Origin of the sequence: Streptomyces sp. NPDC048182 (assembly GCF_043202555.1) — a bacterium.
Taxonomy (GTDB): domain Bacteria; phylum Actinomycetota; class Actinomycetes; order Streptomycetales; family Streptomycetaceae; genus Streptomyces.
Map to the genome: position 1 here is coordinate 272,247 of NZ_JBIDAQ010000006.1, position 23,924 is coordinate 296,170.

The following is a 23,924-nucleotide window of genomic DNA, read 5'->3' on the forward strand; positions in this document are numbered from 1 at the left end:
CGCTGGACAGCGGCAAGTGCTCCACGGCGTCCACGGGCGGCATCGTCATCGACGCCCGCGCCCGCATGGGCTACACCGCCCCGATCGGGTCGACGGACCAGGACCGCATCCGGCACTTGACTATCGCCCTGCCGCCCCTCTCCGCGGCCCGGCTCTTCGACGCCCAGGAGCAGGGCGCCACCGACGATCGCCTCCAGGAGATCGCGGCCGAGGCGCTCAAGGACGTCTACTTCCAGGACGGCGGCCGCCGCTCCGGCTCCCTCGAGGAAGTCCGGTTCACGGACATCGAGCACCTTGAGTTCGAGCAGTAGCAGCCGGTCTGGTCGTCGGCCCCGTTGGTACCGCCGGCGCAGTGGTCGGATCATGCGCAGTAGACGGATTCCTCGGCTACAGCAACGCGGACATCATCAGTTATGGGTGAGGGTAAGGCGCCATTACATCATTCCGGGGTGGTGATGAATGTTTCAAAACATCGTCACCCCGGATCTGCAACCTGCCCCAGTGAACTAAATTAAGTGAACCCATCAGGAGTTGAGAGAACCGGTAGTTGTGTGAGGACGCACCGAACTTCCGGTCGCGGACCGGGACGAGGGTGCCGTCCACGATCCACAGCCGCTCGACCGCGTCGGACGAACGGTCGGCTCGACCGCGAGCAGGTCGCAGCCGCTGGATCACCCGGCATACCGTCGCGGACGAGACGCCGACGAGCGGCGCAAGCTTGCCACAGGGTGTCGAACTGGCGTATCCGCCAACCCGCTTCAGGCCGCCCTGTGCCGGGCTGGGCGGCAGTCGCGGCAGTGGCCCGGGGTTGGGGAGCGGAAGGCTCGTTCGCAGCCGTCGCAGGTCTGGAGGGGGGTGGGACGGGGTGCGGCGGCCTGGGTGGGGAGGAGGGGAGCGGGGAGGAGTGGGGGGAGGTCTGTGGTCAGGCGGTGGTTCAGGAAGGCTGCCGGGTGGCGGAGGGGCTCGTCGGGGAGGCCGGACGTCAGGACGCGTTGGACGGCTGTCGGTGGGACGCCGCGGTCCAGCCAGGTGTTCACCGCCGGGGCCAGGCGTTGGATCTCGCGTTCGGTGAGGAGCAGGCGGGTGTCGAGGGTGCGGAGGGTCGCGAGCAGGTCGGTCGCCTTGGTGCGGGGGCCCGTGTGGGGTGGGGCGGTGGCCGGCGGGCTGGGTTCGGCGGCCTCGGCGATCACGATGCCGGGGCGGTTGAAGGAGATCGTCCGGGTCACGACTCGGCCCGATTGAAGACGCTCCTTGGTGCGTGCGAGGTACCCGTGCTCCTCCAGCTCCCGCAGGGCCGCCGCGATGCGGATCTCGCCCTCGGGGAACTTGCCCGCCAGCGTCTTGATGCCGACCGGTGTCCCGGCGGGCAGCGACTGGATGTGCACGGCCAGGCCGATCGCCGTCAGCGACAGCTCTGGGTGCTGGAGCAAGTGGTTGCCCACGACGGTGAAGTTGTCGTGGTGCGGGTGATTTTCGTGTACGACACCGGCGGTGGGGCGGGTGCGGGCGTTAGGCTGGCGCTCAGTCATCTGGAAGCCGTTATCTTCCTCGGTGATCAGGCCCTCGTCATATGGGATGGCAGTCCCGGCGGGGGCCGAATCATGTCTGGTGTGGTCGAGGCAGACGCTGCACCATCAACCCGCCGCCACGCCAGCCGAGTTCCCGATATTCACTCCGGAGAGTGATCGACGGGGACGGTAGGGGTGGGTTTGGTTCTTTCCCCGGTTCTTTGGTCTTTGGCGTCGCGTGCCACCGGGTCACGTCCCGCCGCGACCCGGTGCCAGTTCGGCCCAGACCGTCTTCCCCGGGCTCGGCCCCTGCTCCACGCCCCAGCGGTCCGCGTACGCCGCGACGATCAGCAGGCCCCGGCCGTGCTCCGCGTCGGGGGTCGCCGGGTCGGGGAGTTCCGGGACGCGGTCGCCCCGGGCGTCGGTGACCTCGATACGGACCGTGCCGGGTGCCGTCCGGCGGAGGGTCAGGCGGAAGTCCCGGCCGGGGACGCGGCCGTGCAGTACGGCGTTCGACGCCAGCTCCGCCACGATGTGCGCCGCCTCGGCCGACGGGAGGCCCCAGTCGTCCAGTTGGCGTTCGGTGAGGAGGCGGGCCAGGCGGGCGCCTCTGCGGGTGGCGGAGAGTTGGAGGGCGAGGCCCGGTTTCTCATTCACGTCACCCAGCGTGGCTGTACGTCCCTACAGTGAACAGTGATGACCTCGGTACGCAGGGTCACTGTCCGGGTGTCCGCCGGGGCCGTACGGGTCGTACGTCGGGAGGGATGAGGGTGGAGGACGAGGAGGCCGCGGCCGTCCTGCGGGCGGTGGGGCGGCAGATCAAGGTCTGGCGGGAGTCCGCGGGGCTCACGCAGCCGCAGTTGGGCGAGCGGATCGGGTACGGGGCGGAAATGGTGTCCTCGGTGGAGAGGGGACGGCGGACCCCCAAGCCGGACTTCCTCGACGCGACGGATGAGGCGGTGGGGGCGGGGGGCAAGATCGCCAGTATGAAGGAGGACGTGGAGAGCGCTCGGTACCCGAAGAACGTCCGCGCCCTGGCCAAGCTGGAGAGTGAGTGCGCCGAGTTGGGGGCTTACGCCGCCCTCCACGTCCACGGTCTTCTACAAACAGTGGAGTACGCGCAGGCGTTGTACGCGATGCGTCGGCCCACCTACTCCGAGGAGGAGATCGACCGTCTCGTCTCGGCTCGCATGGCGCGGAAATCCGTCTTCGAACGGGTACCCCTGATCGCGATCTCGTTCGTCCAGGAAGAGGCCACTTTGAGGCGCCCGATCGGTGGCCGGGCGGTCCTGCGGGGGCAGTTGCTGCACCTGCTGGAGATGAGCCGGTTGCGACACGTGCAGATCCAGGTGATGCCCACCGACTGCGAGGACCACGCGGGCATGATGGGGTCGATCCAGATGCTCAAGCTGCGGAACGGCAAGACCTTGGGGCACTCCGAAGGTCAGCAGTACAGTCGGGTGATCAGCGACCCCAAGGAAGCCCAGATCATGGAGATGCGCTACGGATTGCTCCGGGCACAGGCGCTCAGCCCCCATGACTCACTGAGCTTCATCGAGAAGGTACTGGAACGGGAGACATGACCTCCGCGCTCAACTGGTTCAAGAGCAGCTACAGCGGCAACGACGGCCCCGAATGCGTCGAGGTCGCCATCACCGCCACCGTCCACGTCCGCGACTCCAAGCGCCCCGACGATGCCCAACTCTCCGTCAGCAACGACGCTTGGAGCGCCTTCACGGCTTTCGCCGGCGAATAGGGAGGAACCATGACCGCGCTGAAGTGGTTCAGGAGCAGCTACAGCAGCAACGAGGGGCCCGACTGCGTCGAGGTCGCCGTCGCCGCCACCATCCACGTCCGCGACTCCAAGCGCCCCGAGGGCGGCCAACTGTCCGTCAGCAACGAAGTCTGGAGCACCTTCACCGGATTCGCCGCCGAGTAGGGAGCAACCATGAGCACGCTGAAGTGGTTCAAAAGCAGCTACAGCAGCAACGACGGCCCGGATTGCGTCGAGGTCGCCATGGCCACCACGGTCCACGTCCGCGATTCAAAACAGCCCACCGACGCTCAACTCACCTTCGGCGGCGACGCCTGGCGTGCCTTCACGGCGTTTTCCGAGCGGGGCTGAGGAGCGTAAGTCGGTTGCGGTGCCGGGGCGTTCGGCGGCACCTTGACCCCCATGACTGAGCAACTCGATCGCTGGACCATGGCCACCGACCACCCCGACATGTGGGTGGACCCCGACGACGACCCCCGGGAGGGTCAGGGGGACCCGGTGGAAGGGGAGTTGGACACGCTGCGGGACTTCCTGGCCGGGTATCGGACCACGTTGCTCATGAAGTGTGACGGCCTCGATGCCGAGCAGCTCGCGCGGCGGTCCGTGCCGCCCTCCACCATGTCCCTGCTCGGCCTGCTGCGGCACCTCGCCGAGGTGGAGCGGGACTGGCGGAACTGGATCGGGGACGCCGACCCGCTGCCCCGGCTGTACGGGGAGAAGGACGCCGATTTCCACGGCGCCGTCGCCGACCAGGCCGTCGTGGACGCCGCCTACGCCGATCTCGCGCGGGAGCAGGCCGCCACCGACGCCGCGCTGGCCAAGCACCCGGATCTGGGCGAGAGGCTGGCGAGGGACGGGATCACGGTGCGGGAGATGCTGGTGCACAGCGTCGAGGAGTACGCCCGGCACTGCGGCCACGCCGACCTGCTGCGGGAGTGCGTGGACGGGCGGGTCGGGCAGTAGGCGTGCCCGAGATGCAGCCGCTCCGGGCGGAGCACGGAGCGGCGCTGCTCGCCTTCGAGCGGGAGAACCGGGCCTACTTCGCGGCCTCGGTGCCCGACCGGGGCGAGGAGTTCTTCACCCGGTTCGCGGAGATGCTGAGCGAGCGGCTGGCCGAGCAGGAGACGGGGATCTGCCGCTTCCACGTGCTGGTCGACGGCTCCGGCGAGGTGCTGGGGCGGGTCAATCTGGTCGACCTGGCGGACGGCGGCGCAGATCTCGGGTACCGGATCGCCGAGCGCGCCGCGGGCCGGGGGCTCGCCACCGCCGCCGTACGAGAGGTCTGCGTCCTGGCGGCCGGCCGGTACGGGCTCGGCACGCTGCGCGCGGCCACCACCCTCGACAACGCGGCCTCCCGGGCCGTGCTCGCCCGTACCGGGTTCACCGTAAGCGGCGAGACCCTGCTGTCCGGGCGGCCGGGACTCACGTACACGCGCCGCCTCGGTGATCAGCGGGTCACGTCGTAGACCATCTTCTGGATGCCGTTCGGGTACGCCTCGTGCTCGGTCAGCGTCAGCTTCTGGGCGTCCTTGTCGCCGGAGCTGAAGAGGCGCTTGCCCGCGCCGAGGAGGAGCGGGAAGACCAGGAGGTGGTAGCGGTCGATCAGGTCCGCGTCCGCGAGGGCGTGGGTGAGCGACGCGCTGCCCTGCACGATGATCGGGCCGCCGTCCGTCGCCTTGAGGGCGGCGACCTCGTCCAGGGTGCGGAGGATGGTCGTGTCGCCCCAGTTCGGGACGAGGTCGGTTTCCGCCAGGGTCGAGGAGACCACGTACTTCGGGAGGGTCTTGTAGCGGGCGAAGTCCGCCATGTCCGGCCACACCGGGCTGAACGCCTCGTAGCTCGTGCGGCCGAGGAGCATCGCCGTGGCCTCCTCCTGCTCCCGGCCCTTGATCTCGAACGCCTCCGGCAGGAACTCCGTGTGCTTGAAGGTCCAGCCCGAGTTCCGGTAGCCGGGCTCGCCGCCGGGGGCCTCCATGACGCCGTCGAGGGAGACGAAGGCCGAGCTGATCAGGGTGCGCATGGTGGGTCTCCGTGGAGTCGTGGTCGGGTCGATCATCCTGTACGACCTCGCCGCCCGCGGAAACTCATCGGCCCCCGGTCAGCCGACCACGGCGACGGTCGTCCCCGCCGTCGCGAAGGCCCACATCGCGGCGCCGTCGGCCTTCGGCAGGCGGATGCCGCCGGTCTTCGCGCCGGGGGCGGGCGGTGGGGGTGAGGAGCCGTCCACCGCGTTGGAGAAGGCGACCGAGACGCCGTCCTCGCGGGTGAAGTACACGACGCGCTCGATCTGGACGCCGTCCGAGCCCCGGATCGGGTCCTCCGCGCGCGTGCCGACCTCGTACGTCCCCGGGTCCGGGCTCACCGTGCCCGGCCAGACGACGAAGGTGCGGCGGGCCGCGTCGCTCGCGTCGACCAGCCATACGCGCTTCTGGGAGAGGGAGTAGACGACCCGGCGGCCCGTGCCCGAGCCGGAGGGCACGGCGGCGGGGGCCGACGGCTTGGGGGACGACGGGTGCGCCGAGGGGGTCCGGGCGGTCGCGGAGACGGTCGGGTGCGGGCCCTGGTCCGCCTGCACGGCGAGGAAGGTCACCGCCGCCACCGCTCCCACGGTCAGTCCGGAGACCCAGGCCCAGGAGGGGAATCGGGCAGGCACGGGCACGCAGCTCCTCGGTCAGGGCAGGGGGCCGCCCCCGGCGGAAGAAGAGGCCGAGGGCGGGTTCATCGTACTGTCAGTCCAGTAGCGGCAGGAGCTGAGGCAGGTGGCCGTCCGACGCCGTCGCCGTGCGCTGCCGCTCCTCGGGGACCTCGCCGTAGAGGGTGGTGCGGGGGCGGGACGGGCGGCCGGCCGCGTCCGCGACCGCGACCAGGTCCTTCACCGACTTGTACGAGCCGTACGACGAGCCGGCCATGCGCGAGATCGTCTCCTCCATCAGCGTCCCGCCGAGGTCGTTCGCGCCGGAGCGCAGCATCTCCGCCGCGCCCTCGGTGCCGAGCTTGACCCAACTGGTCTGGATGTTGGGGATCCACGGGTGCAGGAGGAGGCGGGCCATCGCCGTGACCGCGCGGTTGTCGCGGGTCGTCGGGCCGGGGCGGGCGATGCCGGCCAGGTAGACCGGGGCGTTGGTGTGGATGAACGGGAGCGTCACGAACTCCGTGAAGCCGCCGGTGCGCTGCTGGATGCCGACGAGCGTGCGCAGGTGGCCGAGCCAGTGGCGGGGCTGGTCGACGTGGCCGTACATCATGGTGGAGGAGGAGCGCAGGCCGAGGGAGTGGGCCGTCTCGATCACCTCGATCCAGGTCGCCGCCGGCAGCTTGCCCTTGGTGAGGATCCAGCGGACCTCGTCGTCCAGGATCTCCGCCGCCGTGCCGGGGATCGAGTCGAGGCCGGCCTCCTTCGCCGCCGTCAGCCACTCGCGGATCGACATGCCGGTGCGGGTCGCGCCGTTGACGACCTCCATCGGCGAGAAGGCGTGCACGTGCATGCCGGGGACGCGGGCCTTGACCGCCCGCGCGATGTCGAAGTACGCCGTGCCCGGCAGGTCCGGGTGGATGCCGCCCTGCATGCACACCTCCACCGCGCCCACCTCCCACGCCTGCTGGGCGCGGTCGGCGACCTGGTCGAGGGAGAGCGTGTAGGCGTCGGCGTCGGTGCGGCGCTGGGCGAAGGCGCAGAAGCGGCAGCCGGTGTAGCAGACGTTGGTGAAGTTGATGTTCCGGGTGACGATGTACGTCACCTCGTCGCCGACGGCCGTCTTGCGTACGTCGTCCGCGACCCGGCAGAGAGCGTCCAGGGCGGGGCCGTCGGCGTGCAGGAGGGCGAGGGCCTCGTCGTCGGTGAGCCTGGTCGGGTCGTCGGCGGCCGTGGCCAGGGCCTGGCGGACGTCGGTGTCGATGCGCTCGGGGGCCATGCCGGGGGCCGCGGCCTCGCGCAGGGCGGACCAGTCGCCGTAGACCTCGTCGAAGTCCTCGCGGCGGTCGGTGGTGCGGCCCTCGGTGTCGATGGCGGTGTGGAGGTCGGTGCGGCCGGTCGACGTCGCGGTGAAGGTCTCGTCCGGCTCCTGCCAGAGGTGGCCCTCGACCTTCGCGTCCGGGCGGGCCAGGCCGGTGGCCGGGTCGGCGAGCGCCGCCACGTGCGGGCGCAGGCGGGGGTCGAGCCAGGGCTCGCCGCGCCGCACGAACTCCGGGTAGACGCAGAGGCGTTCGCGGAGCGTGAAGCCGGCCGCCGCCGACCTCGTCTCCAGTTCCTCGATCTGCGGCCAGGGGCGTTCGGGGTTGACGTGGTCGATGGTGAGCGGGGAGACGCCGCCCCAGTCGTCGATGCCGGCGGCGATGAGGCGCTCGTACTCCGCGTCGACCAGGTTCGGCGGAGCCTGGAGGCAGGCGGCGGGGCCCATGATGTGCCGGGCGACGGCGACGGTGGCGATCAGCTCGTCCAGCTCCGCGTCCGGCATGCCGCGCATCGCGGTGTCCGGCTTGGCGCGGAAGTTCTGGATGATCAGTTCCTGGATGCCGTGGTAGGCGCGGGAGACCTTGCGCAGGGCGAAGAGGGACTCCGCGCGCTCCTCGTACGTCTCGCCGATGCCGATCAGCAGGCCCGAGGTGAAGGGGACGGAGGAGCGGCCGGCGTCCTCCAGGACGCGCAGGCGGACGGCGGGTTCCTTGTCCGGGGAGCCGTGGTGGGGGCCGCCGGGCTCGGACCACAGGCGGGTGGCGGTGGTCTCCAGCATCATGCCCATGGAGGGGGCGACGGGCTTGAGGCGCTGGAAGTCCGTCCAGGACAGCACGCCCGGGTTGAGGTGCGGGAGGAGGCCCGTCTCCTCCAGGATGCGGATGGAGATGGCGCGGACGTAGGCGATGGTGTCGTCGTAGCCGTGCGCGTCCAGCCACTCGCGCGCCTCCGGCCAGCGGTCCTCCGGCTTGTCGCCGAGGGTGATGAGGGCTTCCTTGCAGCCGAGGGCGGCGCCCTTGCGGGCCACGTCGAGGACCTCGTCGGGGGACATGAACATGCCGTGGCCGGCGCGGCGGAGCTTGCCGGGGACGGTGACGAAGGTGCAGTAGTGGCACTTGTCCCGGCAGAGGCGGGTCAGGGGGATGAAGACGCTCTTGGAGTACGTGATGACGCCGGGGCGGCCGGCGGCGTCGAGACCCGCGTCGCGTACGTGGGCGGCGGACGCGGTGAGGTCTTCCAGGTGGGGGCCCCTTGCCTGGAGCAGTACCGCTGCCTCCGTCACGTCCAGGGCCACGCCGTCCCTCGCGCGTTTGAGGGCGCGGCGCAGGGCGTTCTCGGTGGGGCCGGTTCCGGAGTGCGTCGCGGAAATCGTCATCAGTCGAGCATACGAGGAGGTGGCGGGGGTGGTGGTGGGCGCACGGGGCTCCGCCCCTGGACCCCGGCCTATGCCCACCCGCCGCCCGTTTACGGTCGGACAGAGAAGCCGGGGGGGGTGGGTCCCTCCTGGTCGGGCAGAGAAGTGTCCATCCGCCGACTCCCCCGCCGTGCACCGGAGTTCACCGTGCCCCGGCAGAGTCGGCCGCATGTGCGACGACGACAGGAACCAGCCCGGACGGCGCGCGCTCATCGTGACGGGAGCCGCCGCCGCGCTTACGTTGGGGAGTGTGAGCTTCGCAGCGGCGGGTGAGCGGGAGACCAGGACCGTCAGAGGGACCCTGCCCACCGGGTCCCCGGACTTCGTGTACGTGCCGGTGGAGGTGCCGGACGGGGTGCGGGAGATACGGGTCGCCTACAGCTACGACCGGCCCTCCGTGCCTGCGGGCACGGCCGGGAACGCGCTCGACATCGGGCTCTTCGACGAGCGCGGGACCGAGCTGGGCGGCCGGGGGTTCCGGGGGTGGTCGGGCGGGGCGCGTACGGAGTTCTTCGTGCGGGCCGACGACGCCACCCCGGGGTATCTGCCGGGGCCGGTGCGGGAGGGGACCTGGCACATCGCGCTGGGGCCGTACACCGTGGCGCCGCAGGGGCTCGCGTACGAGATCACCGTCACGCTGACCTACGGGGAGCGGGGCGCGACGCCCCGGCCGGTCTACCCGCCCGAGCGGGCCAAGGGGCGCGGCCGGGCCTGGTACCGCGGGGACTGCCACCTGCACTCCTGGCACTCCGACGGGCGCCGCACCCCCGCCGAGATCGCCGCGCTCGCCCGCGCCGCCGGGCTCGACTTCATCAACTCCTCCGAGCACAACACCTCCTCCGCGCACCCGCACTGGGCCGCCGAGGCCGGGGACGACCTGCTGGTCCTGGTCGGCGAGGAGGTCACCACCCGCAACGGGCACGTCCTCGCGCTCGGCACCGACCCCGGGACCTTCGTCGACTGGCGCTACCGGGCCCGCGACAACCGCTTCGGCCGTTTCGCCCGGCAGATCCGGCGGGCCGGGGGTCTGGTCGTGCCCGCCCATCCGCACGCCACCTGCGTCGGGTGCGGCTGGAAGTTCGGCTTCGGGGACGCCGACGCGGTCGAGGTGTGGAACGGGCCGTACACCCCGGACGACGAGGTGGCGCTGGCCGACTGGGACGCGATGCTCGTCGCCTCGGTGCGGGAGGAGGGGCGGGGGTGGCTGCCGGCCATGGGGAACAGCGACGCCCATCGCGATCCGGACGCCGTCGGGTCGCCGCAGACCGTCGTGCTGGCCGAGGAGCTGACGCGGGAGGCCATCCAGGACGGGATCCGGGCCGGGCGGTCGTACGTCGCCGAGTCCGCCCGGGTCTCGCTGGCCTTCACCGCGTCCGGCGGGCGGGGCGAGCACGCCGGGATCGGGGAGCGGCTGCGGGTGGACCGGGAGACGCCGGTCACCGTGCGCCTCGAGGTGTCCGGTGCCCCGCGCTGCACGGTGCGGTTCGTCACCGACCAGGGGGTGCTCTTCACCAGCGCGCCGCTGCCGGTGTCCGGGGCCGGCGTCGTGGAGTGGCGGACGACGGCGGCGTACGCGGCGTACGTGCGGGCGGAGCTGCGGCACGAGGCGGCGGCGGGGCCGGTGCCGGGGGCGCTGGCGGCGTTCACCAATCCGGTGTTCCTGGGGCGGTGAGCTGTCAGTCCCCCAGGTCGGCGACCACGGCCAGATGGTCGGAGGGCCAGACGCCGTCCACGGGGCCGTCGCCGGCCCGGTGGGCGGCGCGGACGCGGCCGAGGCCGCCGGGTCCTGGCGGGCCGACGCGGATGTGGTCGATGCGGGCCGGCTCCATCGAGGAGAGGTAGGGGTTGGCCGGGTCCCAGGTGGCCGCCGGGGCGCCTGGGTCGGCCTGGTCCCACGCGTCCCGCAGGGGCGGGTCGCCGGTGCCGAGGAGGCGGACCTCGGCGGAGTCGGGGCCGGCGTTGAAGTCGCCGGTGACGACGGGCGGGAAGGCGGTGCCGTGCCGGTGGGCCGCGACGAGGTCCTGGAGGGCCTCGACCTGTTCGCGGCGGACGCCGGCGGCGTCGTGGGCCGAGGTGAGGTGGGTGGTGAAGAACGGGACCTGGTGGCCGGGGGCGTCCAGGCGGGCGTAGAGCGCGAGCCGGCCGTCGTCCAGCGCGGGGGGCACGGGCAGCGGCAGCGCGGCCCGCTCCAGGACCGGCCAGCGGCTGAGCACCGCGGTGCCGATGCCGACCCGGTCGTCGCCGAGGCGGCGCTGCCAGCGGGTGGGGTTCGGGGAGGGGGCGTAGGCGTGGTGCAGGCCCAGTTCGCCGGCGAGCCACTCGGCGAGGTCGGTGCCGTCGGCGGACCAGACCTCCTGGAGGCCGACGACGTCGGGGCGCAGACCGCGCAGGACGGAGCAGATCGCCTTCTGCCGGTCGGCCCAGGGGCCGAACCGCCACCACAGGTTCCAGGTCACGATGCGCACGGGTGACGGATGCCCTCGTGGCCGCCGGTACACCGGGCGCCGGGGGAACGGGAGTTGAACAAACGGTGAGTGAGGGACCTGTGATCGCCGTCTCCCACGGCTGACGGGGTCGGCGTGTACAAGGCAGACTGACGGGATCGGTCAGGATGTCGAGGGGGACTTGCATGGGCGGCGGAGCGCACGCACCGGGCGAGCCGGACGCGACGCGGGTACCGGGGCAGCGACGCCCGGCGCAGCCGACGTGCCCGGCGGAGCCGACGGTGCCGGCCGGGGCCGTGGGGGCGGCGACGGGTGCCGCCGGGCCGGCCGAGGCCGTGGAGCCGGCGGGGCCCGCGCGGGCGGTGGAAGCAGGGCCGCGGGACTTGGCGAGCGCCTCGGGCACGACGGCTGCGGCAGATCCGGCTGCCGGCCCGGCGAACGCCTCGAACGCAACCACCGCAGCAGACCCGGCCGACCCGGCGAACGCCTCGAACGCAACCACCACGGCAGATCCGGCCGGCCCGGCGACGCCCGCGAGGCCAGTGGCGGCGGGGGGCTCGGTGGCGTCCGGCGGGGCTGTAGTGGGCGTGGCCTCCGCGTCGCCCGCAGAGGCGCCCGGCACCGCGAGGGCGGCGGAGCCACCCGTGGCAGTGGCGGGCACCGCGGAAGCGGACAGGCCCCTGAAGACGGCAGGGCAGGCAGAGCCGACCAGCCCCTCCAACCCGGCAGGCCACACACAGCCGACCAGCCCCTCCGACCCGCCAGGCCACACACAGCCGGCCAACCCCCCCGAGGCGGCGCTATCGGCGCAGCCCCTCGGATCAGCCGGGGCCGCTGCGGCGGGGCTGCGCTACGGGGTGCTCGGGCCCGTGCGGGTCTGGTGGGGCGGGGACGCGGTGGGCGCCGGGTCGCCGCAGCAGCGGGCGTTGCTGGCCGCGCTGTTGCTGCGCGAGGGGCGTACCGCCACCGCCGGTGAGCTGATCGACGCGCTGTGGGGCGAGGACCCGCCCTCGCAGGCGCTCGCGGCGCTGCGGACGTACGCCTCGCGGCTGCGCAAGGTGCTCGGCCCGGGTGTGCTGGTCAGCGAGGCGGGCGGGTACGCGGTCGCCGGGCTCGCGGACGGCGCCCTGGATCTGCACGCGGCGCAGGACCTCGCCGCGCGGGCGGAGAAGGCGCGGGCGGCCGGGGAGACGGGCGAGGCCCGCGAGGGGCTGCGGCGGGCGCTGGCGCTGTGGGACGGGGAGGCGCTGGCGGGGCTGCCGGGGCCGTACGCCGAGGCGCAGCGGGTGCGCTTGGAGGAGTGGCGGCTCCAGCTTCTGGAGACGCGGCTCGACCTCGACCTGGAGCTGGGCTGCCACGCGGAGGCCGTCTCCGAGCTGACCGCGCTCACCGCGGCGCACCCGCTGCGGGAGCGGCTGCGCGAGTTGCTGATGCTGGCGCTGTACCGCAGCGGGCGGCAGGCGGAGGCCCTCGCGGTGTACGCCGACACCCGCCGCCTGCTCGCCGACGAACTGGGCGTCGACCCGCGCCCCGGGCTCCAGGACCTCCAGGGGCGCATCCTGCGGGCCGACCCGGGCCTGGTCGAGCCCCCGCCGCCGGGTGACGGGGCGGACCCGCCGGCCGCCGCGTCGAGGCGTCCGGCGCAACTGCCCGCCACCGTGCCCGACTTCACCGGACGCGCCGCCTTCGTCGCGGAGCTGAGCGACGTGCTGGCCTCGGCGTCGGGGACGGGGACGGGGTCGTCCGGGACCTCCGGCGCCGAGGGGCGCGTCATGGCCGTCTCCGCGCTCGCGGGGATCGGCGGGGTCGGCAAGACGACGCTCGCCGTGCACGTCGCCCACCGGGCCCGCCCCGCCTTCCCCGACGGGCAGCTCTACGTCGACCTCCAGGGCGCGGGCGCGCGGGCCGCCGAGCCGGAGACGGTGCTCGGGTCCTTCCTGCGCGCCCTCGGCACGGCGGAGTCCGACATCCCCGACTCCCTCGCGGAGCGCGCCGCGCTGTACCGGTCGGTGCTGGACGGGCGGCGCGTGCTGGTCCTGCTGGACAACGCCCGGGACGCGGCGCAGGTGCGCCCGCTGCTGCCCGGCACGGCGGGGTGCGCGGCGCTGGTGACGTCCCGGGTGCGGATGACGGGGCTCGCCGGGGCGCACCTGGTCGACCTGGACGTGATGTCCCCCGAGGAGGCGCTGGCCCTCTTCACCCGGATCGTCGGCGAGGAGCGGGTGGCCGCGGAGCGGCAGGCGGCGCTCGACGTGGTGGGGGCGTGCGGCTTCCTGCCGCTCGCCCTGCGCATCGCCGCGTCCCGGCTCGCCGCGCGGCGGACCTGGACGGTGTCCGTACTGGCCGCGAAGCTCGCGGACGAGCGGCGCCGCCTCGACGAGCTCCAGGCGGGCGACCTCGCGGTGGCGGCCACCTTCGAGCTGGGCTACGGCCAGCTGGAGCCGGCCCAGGCCCGCGCCTTCCGCCTCCTCGGCCTGGCCGACGGCCCCGACATCTCCCTCGCGGCGGCGGCAGCGGTGCTCGACCTGCCGGCGGAGGAGACGGAGGACCTGCTGGAGTCCCTGGTCGACACCTCCCTGCTGGAGTCGGCGGCACCGGGCCGCTACCGCTTCCACGACCTGGTCCGCCTGTACGCCCGCGTCTGCGCCGACCGGGACGAGCACCCGCCGAGCGAGCGGGGCGCGGCGCTCTCCCGGCTGCTGGACTTCTACCTGGCGACGGCCGCGGCGGTCTACGCGATCGAACGCCCCGGGGACCGGCTGGTGGACCACCTGGAGCCGACCCGGCACGAGGGGTTGCGCTTCGCGCAGGGCTCCCGGGCGCTGGACTGGCTGTACGGCGAGGGCGAGTGCCTGCTCGCCTGCGTGCGGCAGTCCGTGGGCACCGACCGGCTGCGGCGCGGGGTGGACCTGCTGTGGGCGGCGAAGGACCTGGCGGAGTCGGGCGCCGACGCGCGGAGGTACGAGGCGACGGCGGTCGCGGTGTGCGACGCGGCGCAGGCCGCCGGGGACCACCGCACGGAGGGCCGGGCCCGCACGACGCTCACCAACGTCCTGCTGGTCTCCGGACGGATCCAGCAGGCCGAGCGGGAGGCGCTGCTCGCCATGGACCGGGCGGCCGACGCGCAGGACGTCGCCGCGGGCAGCTGGGCCGCCAACGACCGGGGCCTGATCGCGCTGCACCAGCTCCGTTACGCGGACGGCAAGGGCTTCTTCGAGCAGGCCATCCGGGGCTTCAGCGCGGCCGGCAACCGGGCCGGCGAGGCGACCACGACGTTCAACCTGTCCCGCGCGCACCTGGCCATGGGCAACGTCACGAGAGCGGTCGACATCGCCCGCGACGGCCTCGGCCTGCTCGCCGAGCTGGGCACGACGATGCGGCTCGCCAACGGCCACTACGCCCTCGGCGTGGCGCTGACCCAGGCGGACCGGCACGCGGAGGCGCTGGGGCAGTTCGCCGAGGCGCTGACCGTCTTCGTCCTGCACCGCCAGCGCCTGTGGGAGGGGACCACGCACTTCCGGATCGCCGAGACGCACCTCGCCGCCCACCGCCCCGCGCAGGCCGCCCAGCACGCCGAGCAGGCCCTCGCCATCGGGTGCATCGGCGGCGACCGGATGCGGGGCAACGTCCTCACCCTGCTCGGCAGGGCGCTGTCGGCCCTGCGGGAGGTGGACCGGGGCCGCGCCTGCTGGCGGGAGGCGCTCCGGCTGTACGAGGCGTCCGGCGACGGCCAGGCCGAACAGGTGCGGGCGCTGCTGCTCGCGCCCGCCGAGGCGGCCTGAGGCGCCGCCCGGGGGACGTTCAGCGTTCGTTTATCCCGCTCCCGGATGCTTCGTCGTGCCAGACCGTCGCGTCGGGGGGCAGGCGGTCTCGCGGGGAGCCGACCGGGTTATCGTTCGGATCCGCCCGCCCGTCCGGAGGTCCACGGGGGAGCCTCCGGACGGGTGACTCGTCACCCACCCTTGACCGCTGAGGAGCACCAACGATGAGCGAGCAGAAGGCCACGCCGGCCAAGCCGCAGGACAACCAGATGCCCGCCCCGCCGGCCAAGGACGAGTCCGCCACCACCCAGGACAACCAGATGCCCACGCCTCCGGCGAAGCCGAAGGACGAGATCGTCACCCTGGACAACCAGATGCCCGCGCCGCCCGCCCTGGGCCGCGACGGCAAGTAGGCCACACAGCACGGGGGAACCGCCCGCGCCGGCTCAGGGGGAGCCGGCGCGGGCGGCGTGGTTTCCGGTCAATGTGCGGCCGAGGACGCGCGGAACGGTCGAACGGTGAACGAATTGGCCCTATCCTCATGACCTGTTGCGTACCGGTCGACCGAGAGGCCCGGCCCATGGGTTCCCGCGCGATGAAGTCCCTGCTCGCCGCGCTCGGCAGGGAGGCGGCCGGCTCGGTGGAGCGGCCCGCCGCGGTCCGGGACGTCATGCGGGCCTTCTGCCGGGCGATGAGCGCCCGCACCGGACGCCCCGTCGAGCTGCTGATCCGCGCCTTCCCCGCCGACCTGCCGATCTCCGGGCTGCGCCTCGACCTCGGGGACCGGTCGGTCGTCGTGGTCGAGGAGCGCACCGCGCCCGAGGCGCAACTGGTCATTCTCGGACATGAGTTGTGGCACGAGGAGTGCGGGGATGGAGGCCACGGCCCGGCCGGCGCGCGGGGTGCGGCGGCGCGCGGTGGGCTCGGGCCGGACGGGCGGACCGCCGCCCTGGAGATCCTCGCCGCCCAGGGCGTCATCCCGCGCGACGCCCTGCTCAGCGTCGCCGCCCGCGCCGAGTCCGCCGACGCCTGCGAGGTGGACGCCGAGACCTTCGGGCTGCTCTTCGGCCGCGAGGTCCGCACCTGGGTGCACGGCCGCTGGGCCGAGGGCCCCGTCACCCCGGCCACCGTCGAGGGGCGCATGCGGCTGTCCCTGACCGACCTCGGCGGCCGTCTGCTCTGATGGGCGCCCTCCACATCCCGTACGCGCTGCCCACCGCCCTGCTCGCCCTCGCGGTGCTGCTCAAGCTGCCGACCTTCCTGCGCGCCTGGCGCAACCCCGAGGTGCGGGCGACCACCGTGCTGCTGGTCTGCGCGACCCTGGTCCTGGTCGCCGTCACGCCGGTCAACATCGTCCGCCTCAACCGGTGGACGGGCGTCCCCAACTTCGCGTCGCCGTGGGCGTACTCGTTCCTCACGGCGTTCGGCGCCACCGGGCTGACGATGATCATGCGCTGGCGGGAGGCGCCGTCCGCGGGGCGCCGCCGCCGCATCCGGCGCATCTACGCGCTGTACACCGGGATCGTCGTCGGGCTCTGGACCACCTTCCTGCTCGCCCACGTCCCCGAGCCGCGCGTCTACGACCTGGACACCTACTACGCCGGCACCCCCTGGATGCGCGAGCACATCCTGCTCTACATCGGCGCCCACGCCGCCACCGGCCTCGTCGCCACCCGCATGCTGCGCCAGTGGGCGCCGACCGTGGCCGAGCCGTGGGTGAAGGCGGGCGTGGTCTGCCTCCAACTGGGCTTCGCCGCGGGCCTGGTCTTCGACGCGTGCAAGCTGCTCGCCGTCGGGGCCCGCTGGACCGGCACCGACTGGGACGGGCTCAGCACCGGCGCCGCGCCGCCCTTCGCGCTGCTCCAGGCCACCTTCGTCGCCCTCGGCTTCATCGTCCCGCAGGCCGGACCCGCGCTGCGCAACACGGTGCGCGACCAGCGGGAGTACCTGCGCCTGTGGCCGCTGGCCCGCGCCGTGCGCGTCCTCGCGCCCACCGCGGCGCGGGCCCGCTTCGGGCTGTGGGTGCCGCTGGGCCTGCGCGTCGTCCAGCGCCAGCAGCGCGTCCACGACGCCCTGCGCCTGCTCGCGCCGTACTACCGCCACGAGGTGTACGCCCGCGCGCTCACCGCCGCCCGCGCCGCGCACCCCGAGCCGCGCGCCCGCGCCCTGGCCGGTGCCGTCGCCGTCCGCGCCGCCATCGACGCCTACACCGCCGGCACGCCGGCCCCCCAAGCCCCCACATCCGGAGCACGCCCGTACATCGGCACCGACCTCACCGAGCACGTCGGCGCCGTCTCCTCCGCCCTGTACCGCCGGCGGGCCACCGCCGACGTCCGCCGGCGGGCGAGCCGCACAGAAAGCAGCCTCGACACCCATGCCTGACAGCCCAGTTCCCCGCTCCACCCGCCCCCGCGCGGTCGTCCTCGGCGCCGGCGCCGCCGGCCTCTTCGCCGCCGCCGCGCTCGCCGAGTCCGCCGACGTCACCCTCGTCGAGCGGGACGTGCTGCCCGAGGGCCCCGAGCCGCGCCGCGGCGTCCCGCAGGCCCGCCACGCGCACCTGGTGTGGAGCGGCGGCGTCCGCGCCATGGACGCGCTGCTGCCCGGCCTGTCGGCCGACGTCGTCAGCCGGGGCGGCCGGCTGGCGCGCATCATGGCCGACATGGTCTCCCGGGCGCCGAACGAGATCTGGTTCCGCCGCTTCCTCGCCACCCACCACCGCAACCTGATCTGCTCCCGCGACCTGCTCGACTCGGTCATCCGCGACCACGTCCTCAAGGACGAGCGGGTCACCCTGCTCCAGGACACCACCGCCGCGGGACCGGAGGGCGACGCCGGCCGCGTCACCGGCGTCCGCGTGCGCACCGGGGAGGAGGCGGAGCGGGTCCTCGCCGCCGACCTCGTCGTGGACGCCACCGGACGCGGCTCCCGCGCCCCCGAGTGGCTCACCGGCCTCGGCCTCGACCGGGTCGCCGAGCGGAAGGTCGACTCCGGGCTCACCTACGCCACCCGCGTCTTCCGCGCCCCAGGACGCGCCGCCGACGGCGACTTCCCGCTGGTCAACGTGCAGGCCAACCCGGCCAGGCCGCCGGGGCGGGCCGGGATCGTGCTGCCCGTGGAGGGCGGTCGCTGGATGGTCACCCTGGCCGGCACCCGCGGCGGCGAACCCACCGCCGACCCGGACGCCTTCGTGCCGTTCGCGCTCGGCCTGGCCGACCCGGTCATCGGCGAGCTGCTGCGCGACGCCGAACCGCTCGGCGAGGTCGCCGTCACCCGGGCCACCGCCAACCGCCGCCGCTACTTCGAGAAGCTGAAGCGGTGGCCGGACGGCTTCCTCGTCCTCGGCGACGCCGCCGCCGGCTACAACCCGGTCTACGGGCACGGCCTGACCGTCGCCGCGCAGAGCGCCCTCCTGCTGCGCGAGGCGCTGCGCCGCCTCCCGCTCGGCGCGCCCGGCACGGCCCGCGCCCTCCAGCGGGCGACGGCCGTGCCGATCGGCGGGGCGTGGGATCTGGCCGTCGGGCAGGACGCCTTCTACCCGGGCGCCGCCGACAGCCCGCCGACCGCCGCCGAGCGGCTGCTCGCCCGCTTCGTGGACCGGGCCGTCGCCACCGGGGCCCGCAACCCGCGCGCGATGGGCGCCCTGCTCGACGTGATGAGCATGGAACGGCCGCCGACCCGGCTGTTCTCCGCCGACATGCTGATACCGATGCTGTTCGGGCCGCGCAAGCCGCACCTGGCGGGCCCGCCGCTCACGGACGCGGAGCGGGCGGCGGCCGAGGGCTGACCCCTTTCAGGGCGTCACGCCGTACGGGCCGTCCCGGTGCCCTTCTCCGCGTCGAGCGCGTACACGCAGCGGTCCTTGCTGCACGCGTACACGATGCCGTCCCGGACCACCGGGGAGCCGGTGATCTCGCCGCCGGTGGCCAGCTTCCAGCGGAGCCGGCCGTCATCGGCCTTCAGGGTGTAGAGGAGGTGGTCGGTGGAGCCGAAGTGGATGCGCCCCTCGGCCACCGCCGGGGCGCCCACGATGTCGCCGCCGGCCTGGAAGCGCCACTTGGGCGTGCCGGTGACCGCGTCCAGGGTGTAGAGGCCCTTGCCGCTGCCGACGTGCACGTGCCCGGCGGCCACCAGGACCGGCTCGGTGGCCGACCGGGCCTCGGTGGCGATGCGCCAGCGGTCGCGGCCGTCGGTGGCGTCCAGGGCGTAGACCGTGCCGAGGTAGTCGGCGAGGTACACCCCGCCGCCGGTCACCGCCGGGCCCGGCACGAAGGCGGGCGGCGAGAGGAAGACCGCCGGCGCCTCGAAGTGCCAGCGCACGTGCCCGCCGGCCACCTCGATGGCCAGGACCCGGGTGCCGGCCGCGACGTAGACGTAGCCGTCGGGGGCCTGGGTGAGGCGGACCGGCACCCCGCCGCAGGAGGCGGCGTCGCCGATCGGGTACGACCAGCGCTCCTCGCCGGTGCGGGCGTCCAGGGCGCGCAGCCGGGCGTCCTGCCAGACGTAGGCCGTGCCGTCGTGCAGGACCGGGCCGGCCTCCGGGGACTCGAAGTCGGTCTGCGCGCCGGTGACCTCCCACAGCTTGCGCCCGTCGGACGCCTCCCACGCCTGTACGCCGCCGCCCCGGGTGCCGGTGACGACGGTGCCCCGGTCGGCGTGGAGCGCGTACACCCAGGCATCCGTCGGCAGCCGCCACAGGTCACCGCCCTCGCGGGCGTCCAGGGCGTAGAGGGTGGGGCCGTCGGAGGCGTGCACGCGGCCGTCGGAGACCGCCATCGACCAGGCGACGTCCCGGGTCTTGAAGCGGCGCCGGCCGGTGGCGACGTCCAGGGCGTGCACCTCGAAGGAGGTGACGTAGACGAGGTCCTCGGCGACGGCCGGGGTGCCCCAGACGTCGTTGGACATCCGGAACCGCCAGGGCCGCCACCCGGCCGCCGTCTCGGGCGGCGCGGCGGGCGCGGGCGGTACGGCGGTGTCGGCGCCGGCGACGCCGGGGCGCGGCCGGGACCAGGAGGCGGAGAGGGCGGCCTCGGGCGGCGGGGGCTTGACGACGGCGGCGCGCATGTCGGCGACCCGGGGGCCCGGGCCGATCGGCACCTTGGCGCCGGCCAGCAGGACCGGGCCGGTGTCGGGGGCGCCGGCCGGACCGGTCGGGGCGGGTACGGCCGGGGCGTGCGAGGGCGGCGGGGGCAGCACGGGCGCCGGGGCGGCGTGCGAGCGTGCGGCGCCGGAGTGGCCCCGGCCGCCGGCCGGCACCGCGGCGGGTCTGATCGCCGGGCGGCCGCCGCGGCGGGACTCGATCAGGCCCACCGCCCGCTCGGGCAGCCACGCTGAGGCCGTACCGCTGTCGTCCGAGCCGGAGCCGAAGAGGTGCGGGGCGAGCTGCGCCTGGAGGTCGGCGGGCCCGGGGCGGGCGGTGGCCTCCATCTGCATGCAGGACTCGATCAGCGGGCGCAGCTCGTCGGGCAGCCCGGCCAGGTCGGGGCCCTCGCGCAGCAGCATGAAGACGGTCTCGACCGGGTTGGCCCCGTGGAAGGGCGGGTGCCCGGTGGCGGCGAAGACCAGCATCGAGCCGAGCGAGAAGACATCGCTGGCGCCGGTCACGCTGCGGGAGTCCTTCGCCTGCTCCGGGGACATGTAGGCGGGGGTGCCGACCGCGACGTTGGTCATGGTCAGGCGGGTGTTGGAGACGCCGGAGGCGATGCCGAAGTCGATCACCCGGGGGCCGTCCTCCACCACCAGGACGTTGGAGGGCTTCAGGTCGCGGTGGACCAGGCCGGCGCCGTGGATCGACTGGAGGGCCTCGGCGACGCCCGCCGCCAGCCAGCGCACCGCCTGCGCGGGCATCGGCCCGCACTCGTTGACGATCTCCTCCAGGGAGGGCGCGGGCACATAGGCGGTGGCCAGCCAGGGCACGGCGGCCCGGGGGTCGGCGTCGACCACGGCGGCCGTGTAGAAGCCGGACACCGCGCGGGCGGCCTCGACCTCGCGGGTGAAACGGACCCGGAAGAGCTGGTCCTCGGCCAGCTCGGTGCGCACCGTCTTGATCGCCACGCGCCTGCCCGACGCCGAGCGCGCGAGGTAGACCAGCCCCATGCCGCCGGCACCCAGCCGGCCCAGCACCTCGAACGGCCCGATCCGCCGCGGATCGTGCTGCGTCAGCTGATCCACCACCTGCCTGCCACCTCCCCGTACGCGCCGCGCCGTCCACGTCCGTGCGCGACCTTCCGTGCGCGACCGAGGTGCAGCGTCTCACCACCGCGCCGCCCGGGCGGCACGCACCCCGATTCTTCCTGTCCGGCGCGCCGGTGGCGAACCCCGGGACAATCGGGGTGTCTCCCTGTAATCCCGGGCGAACCGCCCGCATCGGTGTCCGCGTCCCGGCCGCCGACGAAGCGGCTTCTCGCATAACCACCCCATTTGCAGTCGGCCGAATAGCGCGCCGAGCCCCCGTCGGTAGGCTGACGGCATGACAGGACAAGTGCGTACCGTCGACGGCCGGGTGGCCGGACGACGTGGGCAGGCGACCCGGCAGAAACTCCTCGACTGCCTCAGCGACATGCTCAGCTCCTCCCCCTATCGCGATGTCAAAGTCATCGATGTGGCGCGAAAGGCGGGCACCTCTCCGGCGACCTTCTACCAGTACTTCCCGGACGTCGAAGGCGCCGTACTGGAGATCGCGGAGGAAATGGCCGCCGAGAGTTCCGCGTTGGCCGAGCTGACCGCGGGCCGCTCCTGGGCGGGCAAGGCGGGCTGGCGGACGGCGCAGGAACTGGTCGACGGATTCCTGGAGTTCTGGCGGCAGAACGACGCCATTCTGCGCGTGGTGGATCTCGGGGCGGCCGAGGGCGACAAACGCTTCAACAAGTTGCGGACGAAGATCCTCAACTCCGTGAACGGCCCGCTCGCGGAATCCGTCGCGGAACTCCAGGCGAAGGGCCGGGTCGACAAGGACGTGAATCCGGCCGCCATCGCCGGTTCACTGGTCGCGATGCTCGCGGCGGTCGCCTCGCACCAGAAGAGCGTCTCCTCGTGGGGCGTAAAGCAGAATGAGCTGAAGCCGAATCTCGCTCTTCTGATGTATCTCGGGATCACGGGGAAGAAGCCCACCAAGTAGCAACCGGCCGGGGCCGGCGCCCGCGTACGCAGCCTGTCAGCTCTGCCGCGCCCGCCCCTCGCCGGACTCCCCTCGCCACCACGACACCGCAGGAGCGACCGCAATGGCCCTGAGCCGCGAAGAGCGTGAGAAGTTCCTGGCCGAACCGCACATCGCCGCCATCGCGATCACCGCGGAGGACGGCCGCGCGCCGCTCACCGTGCCGATCTGGTACCAGTACGAGCCGGGCGGCGACGCCTGGATCCTCACCGGCCTGGACAGCCGCAAGAACCAGCTGATCCAGCGGGCGGGCCGGTTCTCCCTGATGGTCGAGCGGGTCGAGCCGAGCATCCGGTACGTCTCCGTGGAGGGCCCGGTCGTGGAGACCGCGCCGGGCACGGTCGAGCTGCTGCGGGAGATGTCCGCGCGCTACCTGCCGGCCGACAAGGTGGACGGCTACGTCGAGATGGCCTCGAAGAGCCACGGCGAGCAGGTCGTGATCCGGATGCGGCCCGAGCGGTGGGTGTCCTCGGACCTCGGCTCGGTCTGAGCGGTTCTGAGCGGACAATCGGGAGATGGAACCCGACCTCGACCAGCTGCTGAGGGCGCAACGCGTCTGGGACCCCGCCGGCACCGACCTGCGCCCCTTCGACACCGGTGCCGCCCCCGCCGACCCGCTCACCCTGTTCACCCGCTGGTTCGCCGAGGCGGCCGGCGCCGGGCAGCGCGAGCCGCATGTCGTCACCCTGGCGACCGCCGACGCGGCGGGCCGCCCCGACCAGCGCGTCGTCACGCTGCACGGCGCCGACGCCGGGGGCTGGTCCTTCGGTACCCACGACGACAGCCGCAAGGGCCGCCAGCTCGCCGCGCGGCCGTACGCGGCGCTCTGCTTCTACTGGCCGGTGCTCGGCCGTCAGGTGCGGGTGCGCGGCCCGGTGGAGACCGCGCCGGCCGAGGACGCGCAGGCCGACCTGCACGCCCGTTCCACCGGCGCCCTCGCCGCCGCGCTCACCGGCCGGCAGAGCGCGCCGCTGGGCTCCACCGAGGAGCTGGCCGCCGCCTCCGAGGCCGCCTGGGAGCGCGCGTCGCGCGAGCCGGAGGCGCCGGCGCCGTCCTGGACGCTGTACCGGCTGCGCGCCGAGGAGGTGGAGTTCTTCCAGGGCGACGAGCGGCGCCGGCACGTGCGGCTCGCCTACCGGCGGGAGGGCGGCGGGCAGTGGGACCGGCTGCTGCTGTGGCCCTGAGCGGGGTTCAGACGCCCGCCGGCTCCTCGTCCGCCGCCAGGCGGGCGTGCAGGTGGGCGTCGCGGAAGGCGTCCTGGGTGCCCTCCGCGAACATCGCCTCGCGCATGGTGCCCTCATAGGCGTAGCCGCACCGCTCGGCCACCTTGCAGGAGGCGTCGTGGCCGGTGGCGTGGCCCAGTTCGAGGCGGTGCAGGCCGAGTTCGGCGAAGGCCCAGCGGGAGGCGAGCAGCAGGGCGCGGGTGGCCACGCCCCGGCCGCGGGCCTCGGGGAGCACCCAGTAGCCGACCCGGGCCAGCTTGAGCGGCAGGTTGATCTCGTTGACGCCGATGTGGCCGAACGGGGCGCCGGTCTCCTCGTCCGAGATACGGAAGGACGCGGAGGTGCCGGCGGCGGCGTCCTTGGCCCGGCCGCGCAGCGACTCACGGGCGCCCTTGAGGTCCGTCCAGACGGTGAGCGGGGTGTTCCAGCGCTGGAAGTCGGGGTCGAGGTAGCCGCGCAGCCAGGTCTCCTGGTCGCCCTCGTCCGCGGCGTCCCAGGGGCGCAGGTGCAGACCGAGGCCGCGAGGTTCGGGGAGGGACGGGTCGAGGGTGCGTGTGCGCGTGAGAGACATCCGGCCATTCAATACGACCGTTCGCGGCGGCCTGAAGGGCCGCGAACCGGAAGATCTCCGGGCCCGCGAGGTCCTCGTGACCGATCCGCAACCGATTCCCCTCTTGACCGAGACCCATCAAGCGCAG

Annotated in this window: 23 protein-coding genes and 2 pseudogenes; 16 read left to right on the forward strand and 9 right to left on the reverse strand. The window is 73.8% G+C overall.

The features are described 5' to 3' along the window. Window positions 1-26: 26 nt before the first annotated feature. Window positions 27-311, forward strand: a pseudogene (gene tpg, locus ACGFZL_RS14630) (telomere-protecting terminal protein Tpg); the annotation flags it as partial. Between the two features lie 223 nt (window positions 312-534). On the opposite strand, the pseudogene ACGFZL_RS14635 reads toward tpg, so the two are convergent. From ACGFZL_RS14635 to ACGFZL_RS14645, 3 genes and pseudogenes are all read right to left on the reverse strand, one after another. After that, a pseudogene (locus ACGFZL_RS14635) lies at window positions 535-720 on the reverse strand (IS5/IS1182 family transposase); the annotation flags it as partial. 38 nt (window positions 721-758) lie between these two features. After that, a complete protein-coding gene (locus tag ACGFZL_RS14640) occupies window positions 759-1,529 on the reverse strand; it encodes a helix-turn-helix domain-containing protein (RefSeq protein ID WP_393691612.1) in 771 nt (256 codons plus the stop codon). Between the two features lie 228 nt (window positions 1,530-1,757). After that, a complete protein-coding gene (locus tag ACGFZL_RS14645; RefSeq protein ID WP_393691614.1) occupies window positions 1,758-2,165 on the reverse strand; it encodes an ATP-binding protein in 408 nt (135 codons plus the stop codon). 113 nt (window positions 2,166-2,278) lie between these two features. Between ACGFZL_RS14645 and ACGFZL_RS14650 the strand changes: the two genes are divergently transcribed. From ACGFZL_RS14650 to ACGFZL_RS14675, 6 genes are read left to right on the forward strand one after another with little or no spacing between them, the layout of a single operon-like run. After that, complete coding sequence (locus ACGFZL_RS14650) at window positions 2,279-3,091, forward strand: helix-turn-helix domain-containing protein (RefSeq protein WP_393691616.1); 813 nt, start codon at window positions 2,279-2,281, stop codon at window positions 3,089-3,091. Beyond that, the gene (locus ACGFZL_RS14655) at window positions 3,088-3,264 is read left to right on the forward strand and encodes a DUF397 domain-containing protein (RefSeq protein ID WP_393691618.1); all 177 of its coding nucleotides are present in this window, start codon (window positions 3,088-3,090) and stop codon (window positions 3,262-3,264) included. Before ACGFZL_RS14650 ends, ACGFZL_RS14655 begins: the two co-directional genes overlap by 4 nt. A 9-nt stretch (window positions 3,265-3,273) precedes the next feature. Continuing rightward, on the forward strand, window positions 3,274-3,447 hold the full coding sequence (locus tag ACGFZL_RS14660; RefSeq protein ID WP_393691620.1) for a DUF397 domain-containing protein: 174 nt from the start codon (window positions 3,274-3,276) through the stop codon (window positions 3,445-3,447). A 9-nt stretch (window positions 3,448-3,456) separates the two neighbouring features. Beyond that, window positions 3,457-3,633 carry a DUF397 domain-containing protein gene (locus ACGFZL_RS14665; RefSeq protein ID WP_393691622.1) on the forward strand — a complete coding sequence of 59 codons (177 nt, stop codon included), beginning with the start codon at window positions 3,457-3,459 and terminating at the stop codon, window positions 3,631-3,633. Window positions 3,634-3,684: 51 nt separating this feature from the next. After that, window positions 3,685-4,245 carry a DinB family protein gene (locus ACGFZL_RS14670; protein WP_393691624.1) on the forward strand — a complete coding sequence of 187 codons (561 nt, stop codon included), beginning with the start codon at window positions 3,685-3,687 and terminating at the stop codon, window positions 4,243-4,245. A gap of 2 nt (window positions 4,246-4,247) precedes the next feature. Next, window positions 4,248-4,748 (forward strand): GNAT family N-acetyltransferase, encoded by a 501-nt coding sequence (locus tag ACGFZL_RS14675; RefSeq protein WP_393691626.1) that lies wholly within the window; start codon window positions 4,248-4,250, stop codon window positions 4,746-4,748. Here ACGFZL_RS14675 and ACGFZL_RS14680 read toward each other — a convergent pair. From ACGFZL_RS14680 to ACGFZL_RS14690, 3 genes are all read right to left on the reverse strand, one after another. After that, complete coding sequence (locus tag ACGFZL_RS14680; protein ID WP_393691628.1) at window positions 4,730-5,302, reverse strand: dihydrofolate reductase family protein; 573 nt, start codon at window positions 5,300-5,302, stop codon at window positions 4,730-4,732. The genes ACGFZL_RS14675 and ACGFZL_RS14680 overlap by 19 nt on opposite strands. Before the next feature lie 78 nt (window positions 5,303-5,380). Then, window positions 5,381-5,935: a hypothetical protein gene (locus ACGFZL_RS14685; protein ID WP_393691630.1), complete on the reverse strand. Its 555-nt coding sequence runs from the start codon at window positions 5,933-5,935 to the stop codon at window positions 5,381-5,383. Window positions 5,936-6,011: 76 nt separating this feature from the next. Next, window positions 6,012-8,606 (reverse strand): bifunctional FO biosynthesis protein CofGH, encoded by a 2,595-nt coding sequence (locus ACGFZL_RS14690; protein ID WP_393691632.1) that lies wholly within the window; start codon window positions 8,604-8,606, stop codon window positions 6,012-6,014. Window positions 8,607-8,814: 208 nt separating this feature from the next. On the opposite strand from ACGFZL_RS14690, the gene ACGFZL_RS14695 reads away from it, so the two are divergent. Continuing rightward, a complete protein-coding gene (locus ACGFZL_RS14695; RefSeq protein ID WP_393691634.1) occupies window positions 8,815-10,317 on the forward strand; it encodes a CehA/McbA family metallohydrolase in 1,503 nt (500 codons plus the stop codon). Window positions 10,318-10,321: 4 nt separating this feature from the next. Here ACGFZL_RS14695 and ACGFZL_RS14700 read toward each other — a convergent pair whose 3' ends face one another. Further along, window positions 10,322-11,110 carry an endonuclease/exonuclease/phosphatase family protein gene (locus tag ACGFZL_RS14700; RefSeq protein ID WP_393691636.1) on the reverse strand — a complete coding sequence of 263 codons (789 nt, stop codon included), beginning with the start codon at window positions 11,108-11,110 and terminating at the stop codon, window positions 10,322-10,324. 848 nt (window positions 11,111-11,958) lie between these two features. Between ACGFZL_RS14700 and ACGFZL_RS14705 the strand changes: the two genes are divergently transcribed. From ACGFZL_RS14705 to ACGFZL_RS14725, 5 genes are all read left to right on the forward strand, one after another. Continuing rightward, window positions 11,959-14,871 carry a BTAD domain-containing putative transcriptional regulator gene (locus tag ACGFZL_RS14705; RefSeq protein ID WP_393691638.1) on the forward strand — a complete coding sequence of 971 codons (2,913 nt, stop codon included), beginning with the start codon at window positions 11,959-11,961 and terminating at the stop codon, window positions 14,869-14,871. A 203-nt stretch (window positions 14,872-15,074) separates the two neighbouring features. Beyond that, window positions 15,075-15,263 carry a hypothetical protein gene (locus ACGFZL_RS14710; protein ID WP_355172180.1) on the forward strand — a complete coding sequence of 63 codons (189 nt, stop codon included), beginning with the start codon at window positions 15,075-15,077 and terminating at the stop codon, window positions 15,261-15,263. Window positions 15,264-15,430: 167 nt separating this feature from the next. Next, complete coding sequence (locus tag ACGFZL_RS14715; protein ID WP_393691640.1) at window positions 15,431-16,033, forward strand: toxin; 603 nt, start codon at window positions 15,431-15,433, stop codon at window positions 16,031-16,033. Further along, window positions 16,033-17,232, forward strand: a complete 1,200-nt coding sequence (locus tag ACGFZL_RS14720; protein ID WP_393691642.1) for a DUF6545 domain-containing protein — start codon at window positions 16,033-16,035, stop codon at window positions 17,230-17,232. Before ACGFZL_RS14715 ends, ACGFZL_RS14720 begins: the two co-directional genes overlap by 1 nt. Further along, window positions 17,225-18,634, forward strand: coding sequence for an NAD(P)/FAD-dependent oxidoreductase (locus ACGFZL_RS14725; protein WP_393691644.1), 1,410 nt, complete (start codon window positions 17,225-17,227; stop codon window positions 18,632-18,634). The genes ACGFZL_RS14720 and ACGFZL_RS14725 overlap by 8 nt, the downstream gene beginning before the upstream one ends. A 14-nt stretch (window positions 18,635-18,648) precedes the next feature. On the opposite strand, the gene ACGFZL_RS14730 is transcribed toward ACGFZL_RS14725, so the two are convergent. Then, window positions 18,649-21,021 carry a PQQ-binding-like beta-propeller repeat protein gene (locus ACGFZL_RS14730; protein ID WP_393691646.1) on the reverse strand — a complete coding sequence of 791 codons (2,373 nt, stop codon included), beginning with the start codon at window positions 21,019-21,021 and terminating at the stop codon, window positions 18,649-18,651. Between the two features lie 307 nt (window positions 21,022-21,328). On the opposite strand from ACGFZL_RS14730, the gene ACGFZL_RS14735 reads away from it, so the two are divergent. The 3 genes from ACGFZL_RS14735 to ACGFZL_RS14745 all read left to right on the forward strand — a co-directional run bounded on the left by ACGFZL_RS14735 (window position 21,329) and on the right by ACGFZL_RS14745 (window position 23,187). Further along, on the forward strand, window positions 21,329-21,964 hold the full coding sequence (locus ACGFZL_RS14735) for a TetR family transcriptional regulator (RefSeq protein WP_355172658.1): 636 nt from the start codon (window positions 21,329-21,331) through the stop codon (window positions 21,962-21,964). A 103-nt stretch (window positions 21,965-22,067) separates the two neighbouring features. Further along, a complete protein-coding gene (locus ACGFZL_RS14740; RefSeq protein ID WP_393691648.1) occupies window positions 22,068-22,493 on the forward strand; it encodes a pyridoxamine 5'-phosphate oxidase family protein in 426 nt (141 codons plus the stop codon). Between the two features lie 25 nt (window positions 22,494-22,518). Then, window positions 22,519-23,187 carry a pyridoxal 5'-phosphate synthase gene (locus ACGFZL_RS14745; protein WP_393691650.1) on the forward strand — a complete coding sequence of 223 codons (669 nt, stop codon included), beginning with the start codon at window positions 22,519-22,521 and terminating at the stop codon, window positions 23,185-23,187. A gap of 7 nt (window positions 23,188-23,194) precedes the next feature. Here ACGFZL_RS14745 and ACGFZL_RS14750 read toward each other — a convergent pair whose 3' ends face one another. Continuing rightward, window positions 23,195-23,797, reverse strand: a complete 603-nt coding sequence (locus tag ACGFZL_RS14750; protein WP_393691652.1) for a GNAT family N-acetyltransferase — start codon at window positions 23,795-23,797, stop codon at window positions 23,195-23,197. Between the last annotated feature and the right edge of the window lie 127 nt (window positions 23,798-23,924).

Coding starts and splice junctions, on each gene's coding strand:
- ACGFZL_RS14640 (WP_393691612.1), bottom strand. CDS start 1,529: ATGACTGAGCGCCAGCCTAACGCCCGCACCCGCCCCACCGCCGGTGTC.
- ACGFZL_RS14665 (WP_393691622.1), top strand. CDS start 3,457: ATGAGCACGCTGAAGTGGTTCAAAAGCAGCTACAGCAGCAACGACGGC.
- ACGFZL_RS14690 (WP_393691632.1), bottom strand. CDS start 8,606: ATGACGATTTCCGCGACGCACTCCGGAACCGGCCCCACCGAGAACGCC.
- ACGFZL_RS14745 (WP_393691650.1), top strand. CDS start 22,519: ATGGAACCCGACCTCGACCAGCTGCTGAGGGCGCAACGCGTCTGGGAC.
- ACGFZL_RS14715 (WP_393691640.1), top strand. CDS start 15,431: ATGGGTTCCCGCGCGATGAAGTCCCTGCTCGCCGCGCTCGGCAGGGAG.
- ACGFZL_RS14660 (WP_393691620.1), top strand. CDS start 3,274: ATGACCGCGCTGAAGTGGTTCAGGAGCAGCTACAGCAGCAACGAGGGG.
- ACGFZL_RS14720 (WP_393691642.1), top strand. CDS start 16,033: ATGGGCGCCCTCCACATCCCGTACGCGCTGCCCACCGCCCTGCTCGCC.
- ACGFZL_RS14670 (WP_393691624.1), top strand. CDS start 3,685: ATGACTGAGCAACTCGATCGCTGGACCATGGCCACCGACCACCCCGAC.
- ACGFZL_RS14680 (WP_393691628.1), bottom strand. CDS start 5,302: ATGCGCACCCTGATCAGCTCGGCCTTCGTCTCCCTCGACGGCGTCATG.
- ACGFZL_RS14740 (WP_393691648.1), top strand. CDS start 22,068: ATGGCCCTGAGCCGCGAAGAGCGTGAGAAGTTCCTGGCCGAACCGCAC.
- ACGFZL_RS14695 (WP_393691634.1), top strand. CDS start 8,815: ATGTGCGACGACGACAGGAACCAGCCCGGACGGCGCGCGCTCATCGTG.
- ACGFZL_RS14710 (WP_355172180.1), top strand. CDS start 15,075: ATGAGCGAGCAGAAGGCCACGCCGGCCAAGCCGCAGGACAACCAGATG.
- ACGFZL_RS14725 (WP_393691644.1), top strand. CDS start 17,225: ATGCCTGACAGCCCAGTTCCCCGCTCCACCCGCCCCCGCGCGGTCGTC.
- ACGFZL_RS14655 (WP_393691618.1), top strand. CDS start 3,088: ATGACCTCCGCGCTCAACTGGTTCAAGAGCAGCTACAGCGGCAACGAC.
- ACGFZL_RS14750 (WP_393691652.1), bottom strand. CDS start 23,797: ATGTCTCTCACGCGCACACGCACCCTCGACCCGTCCCTCCCCGAACCT.